Consider the following 14,143-nt stretch of genomic DNA (forward strand, 5'->3'; position numbering starts at 1 on the left):
TGTCAATCAGGGTGTAAAAAATAAGGTGTCAGGCACCACCCGTGGACATTTGTCCGCCTGGGGTAGACAGTGAAAAATAACAAAGGCGATGGATTTTTCCATCGCCTTTGCATGTTTCAGCTTTATTGGTTGTTTTTTTGCTCTTCAAATGTTTTGCTTACGCTTGAGTATTCGTGGACTATATCTTGACCATCGATTGGTAGAATAAGTTTTTTGTCAACGAGCTTTACATCCTGTTGTCCTTTAACCGTATAAATCGGTTTGAGGATAGCCGGCTCTTGCTTTAGCTCATCGGTATTAATGGAATAAACCCAGACATATGTTTCCGAGGTTCCATTGCTAGCCGCCATGACTACTTCCGGGATTTCGTCGCCTGTTAAATCATATTCAGCAGAAGAAAATGAAAACCCCTCTATTAACATCCCATTTTGATCAAAAGGGCTGGGATTGAAATATGAGCCTAAATCCATTGGCCATGAATGGTCAGTACTATCAATCAAAAATAGACTTTGCTCACCATTTGGTTGAACTTGTCCGTATATTTTCTTTACTTGGCTTCCTTCAATGGCGATATCAAAAGACTTACCATCCACACCCACAACCGCCTTTTTAAATTGCTCCAAAGAGATCGGAACATCTGCCTTTTTCTCCTCAACAGGTTCCTTCTTTTTAGCCGCAGCCGTTTCACTCGTTTTCGGAACCTTAGGTTTTGCCTCTTCCCCAAAAAACAAATGAAGTCCAAACCAAGCCCCGCCGCCGACTCCACCAAGGATGACGATCGCCAACCCCAATTTCAAGCCATTCCTTTTCAGAAATTTAATAAACGGGCTTGCCGTTTCGGTTTCAACGTCCTTTAGTAATTTTTGAAGACTGTAGTTTTTGATCTCCTTCAGCTCATTGCGGAGCGCTCTATTTTTCCAAATCGATTTTGGATGCGTGATTAAATATTTTCTTATTGACCGTTTATAGCTCGGGTCAGATTCAACCAGTCTTGCATTCCCGCGAATAAAGGCAAGCATCATCTTTTCATTACTGTGTCTTATCAGGTGTTCGAATAACCCTTGATAATCAACCCCATCATATTCCGAGCCAAAGGCAATTAACAGCAGGGGAATTTGTTCAGGAGCAGGATTATTTCGTAATATCCGCAACAGGACATCGCGCAGCTGTTCGCGCTCTACGACAGTTAACAATCTTAAATTAATCAAATCAGCTTGCGACGGGCTGCTAATGAGCTGATAAAGGACATTGGCAACCTGATAGTTACTCTTAACCTTCGCATCTTTTATGTCGATTACATTTAATTTTTTCGGAAAAATTGTCCCAAACGACAGAATGTCCTCTGTTGAAATCTCCCGTAAACGAATCGAACGCAACAGGGCCATCTTAACATTGGCGAGCAATTTGTTCTTAAATTCCGCAAACGGAGCAGTTTGTTGCTCGATTTTAAAATCCTTCACGGCCAGCACCGCCTTAAAGGGCTTCTTTTCATTGCTGATTGCGGAGATGGCCTTTTTAATTGCTGTCGTTTTAAATTTCTCGATACACAAAAGATAGGGTGAACCCAGCATTATTTTCAGCTCGTTAAGGATGTCTTCAATGCGGACTAGCTGTTTAAAACGTTTATCAAGATACAGCTCAAGGAGGACGTCATAATCTGGATGCTCGTTAATAAACATCAATAACGCCTCATGGCAGAGCTTGTCCTGTTCAATCGCTTTCCATAATTTATCGAACAACGGGTCATGTTGATAGTACTCAAGCGTCTCGAGGATGAAGGTGAGCGCCTCATCGCAACGCAAAGATTTGTTGATGGCAATGACCGCACCGATGTAATCGAGCGCTGACCCGGGATCTGCCGCTAATTTCTCCTCCGCTAACAGCTGCAAAAATAGCTGAACCAACTCTGGTTTCGCTTCGATTTTAGCCTGGAAAAATTTCAGCAAACTATGTAAAAAGCCAATTTTATTCTTCTGATATAAAGAGAGATCGCCATAGTTTAGCGTTAAATAAATAGCCGTTAGCTGGTAATAGCTTGCTAATTCCAGTTTCTGCTCGCCGCTCAAGCCTGATAACGACATCTCCGCGAACTCGAGAAACCTATCAATCCGCTTTGATTGAGAGAAATGGTGGAGGGCAAAGTCCAAATACTCGTGCTCCTGGCCATCGATCTCAACGCCGGAAATACGGCCGCCACCGGCAAAATCAAAAATAAACTGCTTTTCAATTGAACGATCGGCGACATTTAACGTGCCCGGCTCATAAAACACCACATGCAGATAATTCTTTCCAGCCGGCTCACTCGAAAAAGTCAGCGCCCCTAATTTCCTCCGGTGGGCATACGGTAAATACAGATAGATCAGCTCTAGTAACTGCAAGGCATATTTCGAATATTCCTCCACTGGCACGCCAAGCGAGATGAATACCTTTTTCTTTCCGGCGATCGACGACATCACCGCGAACAATAGCTGCTTAAAATTCACTTCAGTAATCCCTAACACATCAAGAAGGGTATTTTTCACGGAAAGAATATCCTTCCCTACATGACCAACAGTCTCCCGTTCCGCCAGGACCTTTCCTAATCCGACATCATAGGAGGTTTTAAAGTCATTCAGTTGAAAAAGCTTACTAGGATGCTTGATCCAGTCATCCTTCATACTTTCCGGAATAATATAGTTATGCATGAAATAGGTGCTCCGCTGTCCGGTGAAATCAGCGGGCACGAACACGGACTGACCGATAACAAGCTCACCGGTTTCCGGCTGAAAAATCGTCACGGCCTCCGGATAGAGGGAAGCGTCCTTTTCACCGCGCTCGGTTAATGTTTTGGGTGCATGATACATACAAAACGGATGCAGATACTTCTTCACAAACGCTTTATCAAGCCCTTCGGAAATCGCAATCGTGTCGTAGCCGTCGGTCGCGTGGAAAATCCCGCCCCGCTCCCGGGTATATACCTGTTGTTGAATGAACTTATCAGTCACTGCTCATTTCTCCCTTCAATATACCCGAGCTTATAAAGCAGCCAGATAAACGGTTCATCGACACGGATCGGACTAATAATACCGCTGACCTCCTGGTCGACCGGGTTGCTTCCAAGGGCGGATACCGCGAAATAGGAGGTATCCTTAAAATAAACATCAAGGGCATTCACAAACGGAATATCGACTTTTTGCAGGAAGCGTCTGATTTCGCCGTTGATATTTTCATATTCATCAAGGTTCAGAAAGCCCCGATGGGTGACATTATGAAAAACATTGCTGTTCGTGCGGATATATTCACCATCTTCGTGTTTTAGGGCATTTAAGAGATCGCTCTTCGTTAACACGACGGCGGTTGGGATATCGGTTTTACTATGTTCGAGATGGGCAATGAAATCGCCGAACAATGAAATCACGACTTCGCGCGGCTCATCGGCTAAACCAACAATCTTCCCGGGATTTTCACCCATTTGATGGATTAACTTTTCACGGATGGCGCGAATCTGCATCGGATCAACGAGAAAGAGAATACCCGCTGAATTTTTGATATGGGCCGCATGAAGCTTAATATATTCCTTGTCAGTCATCCCCTCGCCAGCGACATCGAAAAATACGAGTGTCAGCGGCGCCTGGTCCTCATCCTTAAAGACAAATTGAAAAATAAACGGCTCCTGCCGGTTCGTTGTTTCTGTCGATTTAAGTAATTTCCCATTTTCAAAAAGCGGAATCTCGTATTCCCGGCGGAATCGTTTACTAATTTCATTATCGAGCGGAATACAAGCCGCATCGAAATTGTTCGCGGTCACATGCTGCAGCGTATGAATCAGCGACGTCATATAAACGGATTTTCCAACGCTTGTAGCGCCAACAATCGAGACGATGTTGCTTGGATGCTTGCCCGCGGTTACCGGAAGGTCGTTATGGCAGGCCGGGCATAAGCGGTTTCTAGTCACGACCGTATATTTATCGGAGACACCCATAAGAACACGGTCAGAATAAATTTTATTCTCCTCGGGAATCAGTGACGGATAAATAATCGCCTCAAGTTCATCAATCGGGGCGAGCCCGAATTTCTCGCGATAGTTGTTCAATAGTTCATCTTCCTGAAGCGCAAGGGCCTCATCATCGTCACGATGGTGGGCCGCTCGAAAGACGACGTCTTCATGATGAAATTTTGAAAAACAGTATGGACAGACAATATCGTAAAATGGCAATCTTTCTTTCGGCGGTTGTTTTTTTTCAAAGATACGTTTTAGTAATGCAAACATGTAAGGGCCCCCTATTATTCAGGAATTAGCTCGAAATTCTGAGCTGATGTCCTTCCGTTGCTAAAAAAGATGCGAATAAACTCATTTTTGTCGACTTCAATTTCTGGCGCTACCGTTTTCCCTGAGGGAAAGTCGCGCACAAATGGATAGACCGTCCCGTCATCAATCGAGATCGGAACGCCCCCGCTTTTTTTCACATAAACGAGCAGATCTTTATTAAGCTCAAGCTCAGACATGATCGAAATTTTTACCTTTTTCCGAGACTGAAAGAGTTTATTTTTATACTTGATCGAAAAATAAATCCTCGCTTTCGAGCCGGAAATATAAATAAAATTTTCATCGTTTTCCTGCCTGTAAATGATGAGCTTTCCGTCCCGTTTCTGACAGGGGAAAATACGAAACGCATACCGGCCGATTGCTTCGATTCGGCCAAGATACCCCTGGTTCGCTTTATATTCCTCGCGGGTGTAGAGCGTCAAATCCTGTTCGGTGATCTCGCTGATTGCTCGGACACGATCGGCCGGAGCTTTGTAAATATAAACAAAGTCAATCTCGTTGGACCAAAACCAGGTGAGATGAACTTCAGAATCACGGACGGTCTTACGTAAGTCTCTTATTTCCTGGACAGGGGAAGTAATGGGTTCCCAGTTCACCGAATATCACCTCCAACTCTTTAAAGATTAAGCGCCTTAAAATCCTTTGTTATAATGATTTTTCTTCGAGGACGAATCACGAACTGAAAACTCAGACCCGCCTACGTTTCGTCCCGGACGGCCGGCAAATTTCTCACGAATCGGGATGATCATCGTCCCAAGGCCAGTCAATGCAGTTAATAATATCGCTGCGGCCATGCGGTAAGCGAATCCTGACATCAGGCTGTCCTGCAAACCAAGCTCAAGCACAAGCCCAGCCAATAGTCCGGAAATCAATCCGGTGATTCCATAGCTTTTTGCCAGATAACGGTTGTCAAACACAATTCCGAGCGCGAGACCAAACAATCCGCCGATTAACGTCATCAAAACAACACGCAGCACCGCAAGATAAAGGCTGTCTTTAAACAAGCCGTGCCGTTCCGTGACGAGCAGACGATCCTGGTTTTCTAAGTAAATTTTTTTAAACACATTTGTTAATTCATCGGCTTTTTTGACATCATAGAACGAACCGCCCGTACGCGAAGCAATCAATTTGAGGAGCTGGGCGCCGCCGCGGTCAATTTTGCTCATCCCTATTGTATTAATGATAATATCCTCATTTTGGTAAGGCTTGACCACTGCATCAAGATCAAGTTCACTGTAGCCATCGGAAAACAGAATGACCATTGGTTTCCGGCCCTTCTCTTGATGATCGCCAATCTCGTGGATGGCAGTGTCCAAGGCACCGGCAATATCAGTGCCGCCGTAATATTCCAATTCCTTGATTTGCTCTGCGGCAGCAGAGCGTTCCGTTTTGTCGCTAATGCTAAACATCGATTTAGTAATAGAAGCTTTCTCGTTAAAAGAAATAATCGAGGCACGGTGCGCCGGCTCCATATTGGAAATCAGCTTACTAGCCGCCTTCAGGCTTTCGCGCCCAGGGTCGGTTTTATTCATGCTGTCGGAAATATCCATAACCATGACAATATCGTCCGGCGGTTTGACGCTTGAGAAATTAAGAGAATATAAGAATTGAAAAATAAGTCCGGCAGCAAACAGCATCACAAGTGTCGATGGAACTAGAAACTTCCACGATAGGCCAGAATATTCTAAGCGCCAGCTTCGGCCGTTAATAACCGGGCTAATGATTTCTGCCAACAGAACTAGGAGGCCGACAATAAAGGCCAGCTGGCCAAAATAGGCGCCCATTAACAGAATATTGGGCCAGACGCCGTAAAAGGTCTCCAATAACCACTCGCCGATCACAGCACCGATAAATCCGGCAATAATACTAAATATTAAAAAGAGGAAACTAAATTTTCGAACCGGCATCTTCACAATCTCCTTAAGAAATAGAGTTGGTTTTCACGGATTCCGCGTGGAATTGATAACCATTTTCGCAATAGGCTTTGTAGTATCGTTGGCCGTTGCGGTAGTACATTAAGTCTTTTAGCTGAAAGCCTCCCATCAGCGCCAGCTTTTCAATACCGCTCGATTTTTTCTCATGGGCACAGCCCGCCTTGAACTGTCGTGTTTCCTGCTCCTTTTCTAAGACAAACTTCATGAATTTACTGTAAAAATCACCAAAGAAGTACCTTTCCTCGTAGCGATGTTCGTGTGTATAGTTATAAACTTCAATATGAATCGCCGAATTTTCTTGCAGGCGGGCATTCAATTGCTTGAACAAATCCTCTTTGGAAAGAACATCGCGGTTGTCATAGCGCGTCATGACATTGGCTCGCTCTAACAGCTCATCTTCAAAGCTGCGGTGGAATTCCTTCTGCGTTAACACCTCACAATTGCACAGGAGCAGGACTCTTTCTAACAAGGCGGCAGCGCCGTTTTCAAGCAAAGAAAGCAGGTTCCCGAAGAAGCGTTCATCCATCAGAAAATTTGGCCCGCGTTTTTCCTTCAGCTTTCCAGTTATCGCACTAATAATCTCCCCATAGTATTCGGCGATATTTTGATCCAAATAATCATCGGCATTATAAAGACTCTCAAGCGCCGCTTGCTTCAGGCAGGATTCAACCTCGTCAATGAGTTCCATCTTCTTGCGGATATAGAGGTGTCTCGCTTCTAACACCTCTAGGTATTGCGTTAATATCGCTTGTTTTACCTCAAGCTTGAGTATTTCGTACTTTGCCCCGTAAACCGCATCGAAAAAGTAGCCCATAAAGCTGTTTAGGTTTTTCTTATCGGCAAAAGGGAGGTAACTCTTTTTGAAATCACAGCTGTCAACCATTTGCTGGTAGAGCTGCTCGAGCTCTGCTTCTGCTGCTAAGCGGTCGTTTTTTGTGCTCCTAAGCCGTTTTTGGATTTCATTGATGACACTCACCTCAGACGGGAAAGAATCCGGGGTGGTCCATAAATAGGCGCAATATAAGCCGTATTTTTCATGATTAATTACATTGTCAGCGAGGCAGCGCTCGATATGCGCTTTTAAGTCAAGTGTTTGTAAAAACGTGCGGACAGGCTCTTCAAAGTTGACGGAGAAGAACGCTTCCGTACCGCCTTCATACAAATATTCTTCCGCTTCCTTAACCGACATTCTTTTGACGGTTTGATAGGATTGGGAGACCGCCATTAAACTATTCATGTCTGCTAGTTTTTCGTCAGACGGCAAATAGGTATGAAAGTATTTTTGAAAAGACGCCTCGGACAAACCGAATAGGCTGAGTACTTTTTCAACCGGTTCCGTACTTGAAGCTTTTAAAGATGCAAGCACTTCAGTGAAAAAATGACTTGCCGCTTGAAGCGCAATCGCCTTGTTGGGGCGGTTTACCTTCGCAAAGCCCGCGGACGCGTAAACCGGTTCCGCTGAATTTCCCCTGATGCCTCTTTTGAAATCCTGATGATTATAGCTGTCCATCTTTTCATGGTAGTCGGTAATCATTTTTCGGTTTTTTAAGAGATTAAGATTGCTGATAATCTCATAGTTTTGCCGTCCGCCATCACTTGAAATTAACCCATCTTCATTTTTGTCGCTTAATAAATAGACCAGGTCAAAGAGTGGGGAAGGAGGGTGACTAACCGGCAGCCTTAAGCGATCCTCTGTCAGCTGGATGTCCTTTTCAAAGCTGTATTCATCGGCTTGATAGCAATCTAATTCGTTGAAAAAACTAATCCCGAGCGACGTGGACAGGGCAAAATTATCGCCATCTTGCTTTTCCTTGATCAATCCATATAAATCGACCTCAACAAGTCGAAACGACTCCTTTAGAATACTTTTCAATAACAGCGTGAATTCCTGAATCAGGATATTGGCAGGGTCGTCGACGGCCGTCACGACGCAAATATTTACTTTTTGCAAGGAGGAATAAACCTTGCCGTATTCTGCGACCTTTGAGGACAGATTCCGAAAGCTTTTATTTAGTTCAATCAACAAATCTTCATCACGGTAAAATGCATCGTAAATGCCCTTGCGTTTGTATTTACGGTCAAGTTCATGGCCAGGGATCTGAATGGATAACAGGTTATCCCTCGTAATAGTGTTTGTTTGATGGGCGTGAAAATATAAGACTCCCGAGCTGTTATGCCATTTCTCTTCATTAATCGTCATAACCGACTGGAGCGCATCCTTGACAGAATCACCCAAAAATAAAAAGACAATCGGATGGTTGACACTGCGCTGCTCATTTTCTTCAAGCGTCATTTTCTCAAGTTGGTTAGCATAGGTGTTGGCATACTGTTGTAGAAGTTCTCGCAAGCTGTTCCCCCCCAAGCTGGGTATGATAAGATGGCAGGCCACAGCAAATCCCGCATGTGGCCTTAATAGTTGCTTATATAATAGAAAATTGACCAGGCGACAGTTGGCGTCGGCTAAACGACAGTTGGCGTCAGCCAAACGACAGTTATGCGCCGCGACAGTTGGCATAAGCTAAACGACAGTTATGCGCCGCCAGACGACAGTTGGCATAAGCTAAACGACAGTTGTGCGCCGCCAAACGACAGTTTGCTGCGCACACCCGCCAAATTGACTAGCAATTACGATTTCAACTGCCTTAACATATCCTGGACCTTAATCATCATTTCTTTATAGAAGCTGTACAGTTCTTCGCCGTTGACAAGGTCTTTGTAGTCGTAATCAAGTGCTTCTTTTTCCTTTTGATACGCCGCCGCCATTTCCTCTAATGCCGCAATCAGCTCGGCCGCCGTTTCTTGATTAATTAAGTCATTGCTGCGCCGCTCTGATTTCTTTTTAAGCTGGTCCATCTGTTTCGGACTTAGCGCTCTAAAGGTTTGGAAAATCTCGAAATCAACAAACTTCGTTGTCTTCATTAAGTTAACAAACGGTTCCCAGGCATCTTCCTCAACCTCTTTATCGTAGACGTAAAGGGCGCCGCGTTTACGGATGGTTTTGGTGTAAACGGCCTGGATGAACTGATTTAACGATGCTTCTTTTTCATTCTGTGAGGCAATAAATTGCTCAATCTCAGCGATTTTTTCACGGATCTCGCTGTACTTTCTCACTTCCAATTTCACCTTTTCAATCAGCTTCGGTGAACGGATGAAGTTTTCCTTTGCTATCTCTACGTTCGTACTGCCAAAAATATCACTGGCACCAACGGATTCGATAGCACCGGTCATCATTTCTTTCAGCTGGCGGTGGACTTGCTTTAAATTCCCAAGACTTGCTTTGTCTAACTGTTTTGCATCCACTTCATGCGCCGAAAATAACTGCTCTAGGTTTACATCTTTTGTAAACCTGCATGAGAAGCGTGCACTCGTGTTTTGATCGGAAGTCTTCTCGCTAATCGCGCCGAACTCTACAGCTTGATCAAACATGGCGCGAATGCTGGCATTGTACGCCTTGACGCGTTGATTTTCGTACGTATCTCCCCATGATTTTTCTGGAATCGGTGACGGGAGATAGGCCCAGTTTTCCTTATCCGTTTGGACAAGATGGCGGCCGACGCCTTCTTTTTCTAAAATCGTTTTTTCATACGATTCCTCGTATAGTGATAATGGTGAATACGAGTATAACGGAATTCCATTTTTTGTATTTAACCAGAAGATTCGATTCTTTAGCTCACTTTGTTTAACCGTGAAGCGGGAAATGCTGGTTTTTTGGTAATTTTTTACCCCTGCCGAAATATTCGGCGCCTTCACCGGAATAGATACAAATCCCCATTCAGGGAAGTGAAGAGAGCTGTGTCCTAGGTGGAATACCGGCAAGGCATCATGGTCAAGACGGGCGGCAATTTTTTCTTCGATAATCCGGTCGATTGGCATATCCTCGCCGTATTTTAACCATAAAAAGTCTTCCATTGATTTCGTGATCAATTCGCCGAACTGGTCTGTCAGGAACTCGGAAACCGTGCCGACAACGTCGACGTCTGCGTCCTTGACCCAGTAGGCTGATTTTTCAAGGAGCATTTCCGACCATTGCTGAACGAGCAGCTCGCCATCCTTGGAATCAAACATGCGCTGGATTTCGCGGGTCACATCCGGGACGCTGACCAGGTGCCAATAATAGGTCACATCGTTTTCGCGGTTAACTTCCTCGCCATTTACCAAAATGTCGGCATTTTTTTCAAATATACCTTTTAAGGTTTCGAGGATTTCCTTATAGACTTCATAAATCTTATTGTTCTGGCTGTTCAAGAGCTGGTACAGATCCTCGTAAAATTCAATCATTTCGTCGATGCGGGCCTTTTCTGCTCGGGCATAAAACTCATTCAGCTTTGCTTCAATATAGGCATTCTTTTTCTTATCCTTTGAAATGAAGGCGCTTCTGGCATCCTCTAATTTATTAGAAGCATGTTCCTGCTCCGATTGAATCGCCTTTGGCAGCCGTTCTGAGCGATCGCGCAGACCTTCGATGTATGCCTGCAATGTTTTTAATAAACAAAAGCCGTCATTGGAGTGAATCAGGCGCGATGCATAGATAGGGCCTTTCTTCGGATGCAAAAATAAACGATCCATCTGGCTGCGGAACTCTTCCATGATTTGTCCCGGCAGCTGTTTCTTACATTTGCGGTACTCTTCCTTCGCTCTCAGCAAAAATTCACGGTCCAGCTCCTCGTCGATATTAACGGCCCCTGTTTTAATCACGTTGGTGTACGAGAACCGATCGCTGTGTTCAAAACCCGATAATGGCTCAGGCACACGCTCATTAAAGCGCTGGTGGACGGAATCTGGGTCAATCCGCAGTTTCTCAGCAAATTGCTCGACCTCGGACTGCCCCGGAACCGAATCAAACATGTTGTTCATTTTCTCAAACAGTTTATAGCCGATATAGGTCGTCATTTCTTCGAGCGGGATTTCTGCCATCGAAGCGCCGATTACACTGTATTGATAGTTGGCTGAATACGGTTTATCCATACCGGCAATCAGGGCGCGAATATTGCTGATGTAATCGTGGATGGCAAATTCATCCGAATGCTTTTCTTCATTGGCCATGAAGTTGGTGATATTTTCAGCTGTGACATTCATGCAATAGTCATAGGCATTCTCAAGCCATTTGCCTTCCAGATTCGTTCCGGAGATTAAATGGCAGAGATTAAACGGCGGCAGCTGGGAATTAACCGTCAGCATGCTGCCGTATTTCTGGATAAACCGTTCTTTGCGGTCATCACAGTTCATCCAGTAGTCGAGCTCTTTTAAAGCGGCATAGCCGTTTTTCGTGATATATTCGGCTGTGTGATAGTTTATTCCTTTTTTGGACAGATTTACGTCAGGCGTGAAAAGATAGCCAAGCATGTTCAAGCGGTCGGCGCCTTTGACACCGAATTTTTGATCCATAATCCCGCGGACGATGTAGGCAATATCAAGGAAACAGCCGCTTCCCGTTCCTCCGGAAAGTCCGGTAAGGATGAAAACATATAAGCGCTTCCCGGACCCTTCGAGGACGGCATTAATTTTTGTCTGAATGGTTGTGACGACTTGATTGATTTTGGTAAACATCAGCAGCCGTCCGGCCTGGCGGATCCCGGAGGCGCCGCTGATTCCATCAGTAATGGAAAGTTCGGGTGACAGCCATTCTTTTATGTAGGGCTCCATTGTGCTGCGATTGGAAAGAACGCTCCCGATTTCCGGATTGGAAAGCAGGACGAATTCTTTAATAGGGTCTAGTCCAATTCCCTTGTATTTTTTGTTGCGGTCCTGCTCATTGGTTTCGAATGCTAGAAACTCAATATTATTCGGCTTTTCCTTTTTCTTCTTCGATAATGGATCCTGAGGAAGCTTAAAACGGCGGTTTACTTGATATTTCAGTCTGAGCAGGGCATCAATCCCTGTGCCGCCGAGGCCGATGACGAGCATTGGATTATCAATCGTATCAACGCGGATTTTCTCCGAAATAATGCCTCCGCCTAAGGAAACATCTAATTGCTGGATATGCTCTTTGACATTTGCTTTCATGCAAAAATTCCTCCCTGTTGTGTTCTCAATGAGGGTGTCAGGCACCGCTTCCCGGTACCTGACACCATTTACCGTCTATTTAACTTATATACTCGATATATACTGATTTATTAACCTTTTTTAATACGATGCGCAGGCGGTCGTTTTTCTTCACATCAAGGCCGCGCTTCCCATCAATCGCCCGGCCGCCTTTTTCAATCGTGCAGTCGGAGTTATTAACGAGCATCAGCGTATCACCGGAAGCCGGCTTGAAGATAATATGTTCCGTTTCCGCGAACTCCGGCGACAGCGACAACAGCTGATGCAGTCGGAATTTGCCTTTAAATGCTTTCAATTTCTTAAATTGCGGATTGGTGCGTTCGCCTGTATCTTCATCCTTTATTTCGATGACGATTTGCCCGCTAAAGCCGCGGTTCTTCTCTTTCATTTTTGCCAAGAGGAAGTAAACAAGTACCGCGAGCAGGAGGGCACCGATGACAGCAAGGACGACATTGAGCCAAGGAAATGGTTTATCATCCTCCGTTTGACTTGGTTTGGTCACGGCAGGTGCTGACTGGGTCTTTTGAACGCTAATCTTTTGCGGCGGTGACTCCCGGAAAAAGCTATTGTCCTCGGCCTTGACAACGACTTCATAGTTTGCCGCATTCCCAAGCTTGAATTGGCCTGCAAAGCCCTGATCATCCGTTTGTAAGGCGAATTCCTCTGTTTTACCATTGTCGAGGTCTTTGACAAACAAAGTCGCCTTCATGGATTGATAAATATCTTTATCGCTAATCGCTTTGCCGTTATCTTCAAAAAAGGCACCAATCTTGACGGTGTCGCCCGCTTTGTAGCTCTGTTTGGCGAGCGGGGCCAGCTTTAGCTGCAAGTCATAGTTGAAGACAAGATTAATATCAATTTTATCCTTTGGCACCCCTTTAACCTTCAGTGTCCAATCGCCTTGAACAGGCTTCATCAGCTTGACCATCGAGTATGTCTTCGATTTCGACAAGAGGACTTGGTCGGATGGAATCGCCAGCTCTTTACCGGAAGGGTCGATAAGCTTCACTTCAACAGGAGCGTTTGAAATTAACGAAATATTGGCTTCTAAAACATTTTCATTAGGAACATTAATTTTGATATCCTGGAATTGCCCGTTGCCAACAACTTGGCTTACAGGGACAATTTTTAACTTTAAATGATTGGCAAAAATCTCACTGAGGATCGCCGGAAGCTTATCCGCTGAGCTTGTCTCAAAGAATTTCCCGTTCGTGCTTTTAGCGACATTTGTCAGCACATCCTTGTTGAGCTTGCCATCTGCATTCAAGCCTATCGTATAGATGGGATATCCCTTGGCCTTCGCATCAGCGACGGCTTTGGCTAGGTCATCATCCGCCTGTTTTGCCGTTTTCGGTTTCTTCGGGTCAAGTTCATTGTTGCCGTCGGCAAGGACGACAATCAGCGGAAAGTAACCTTGCTCATGGCTGGAATCCAGCACCTTGACGGCTTCCTTTACTCCGGTGGATATATCCGTATACATATATTTTTCAACTGAATCGATGAACTCTTTCAGATCGTTCTTGTCCTGTTCGGACTGGATTTTGACAAGCGCTTTTTCACGCATGACTTCATCGGAATAGGCAATGGCGCCAATCTTATCTCCTTTGAGGGAGGCCATATCAATAAACATCTTCATCGCTTCATTACTGATGCTATTTGGGTCGCTGCTTTTCATTGAGTTACTAACGTCTACTACGAGCATCCCTTCCATTCTCGATGTGGAACTTAACGGGCTTGAGGCGTGCACAACTATGGAGCTTAAATTGCCGAAAAGCCAAGCGATGACTATCAAACTACAAAACCATTTTTTTAACATCTGTAAGAACCCCCACCAGCAGTTTCCTTTTTCGCGCAAAAGTAA

Annotated in this window: 7 protein-coding genes; all 7 read right to left on the reverse strand. The window is 44.8% G+C overall.

From position 1 onward, the window contains the following. Nucleotides 1–122 precede the first annotated feature (122 nt). Nucleotides 123–2,984: a GAP1-N2 domain-containing protein gene (locus tag AA980_RS25710; protein WP_024027639.1), complete on the reverse strand. Its 2,862-nt coding sequence runs from the start codon at nt 2,982–2,984 to the stop codon at nt 123–125. Beyond that, complete coding sequence (locus AA980_RS07795) at nt 2,981–4,249, reverse strand: TRAFAC clade GTPase domain-containing protein (RefSeq protein WP_024027640.1); 1,269 nt, start codon at nt 4,247–4,249, stop codon at nt 2,981–2,983. The genes AA980_RS25710 and AA980_RS07795 overlap by 4 nt, the downstream gene beginning before the upstream one ends. Before the next feature lie 14 nt (nt 4,250–4,263). Then, nucleotides 4,264–4,902, reverse strand: coding sequence for a hypothetical protein (locus AA980_RS07800; RefSeq protein WP_024027641.1), 639 nt, complete (start codon nt 4,900–4,902; stop codon nt 4,264–4,266). Between the two features lie 36 nt (nt 4,903–4,938). Continuing rightward, nucleotides 4,939–6,213, reverse strand: coding sequence for a vWA domain-containing protein (locus AA980_RS07805; RefSeq protein ID WP_024027642.1), 1,275 nt, complete (start codon nt 6,211–6,213; stop codon nt 4,939–4,941). A 13-nt stretch (nt 6,214–6,226) separates the two neighbouring features. Next, complete coding sequence (locus tag AA980_RS07810) at nt 6,227–8,587, reverse strand: hypothetical protein (RefSeq protein WP_024027643.1); 2,361 nt, start codon at nt 8,585–8,587, stop codon at nt 6,227–6,229. 278 nt (nt 8,588–8,865) lie between these two features. Beyond that, complete coding sequence (locus tag AA980_RS07815; RefSeq protein ID WP_024027466.1) at nt 8,866–12,243, reverse strand: tubulin-like doman-containing protein; 3,378 nt, start codon at nt 12,241–12,243, stop codon at nt 8,866–8,868. 79 nt (nt 12,244–12,322) lie between these two features. Next, entirely contained in the window at nt 12,323–14,098 is a 1,776-nt protein-coding gene (locus AA980_RS07820; RefSeq protein ID WP_024027467.1) for a VWA domain-containing protein, read from the reverse strand. Nucleotides 14,099–14,143: the final 45 nt, after the last annotated feature.

The organism is Neobacillus vireti (assembly GCF_001026695.1).
Taxonomy (GTDB): domain Bacteria; phylum Bacillota; class Bacilli; order Bacillales; family Cytobacillaceae; genus Neobacillus; species Neobacillus vireti.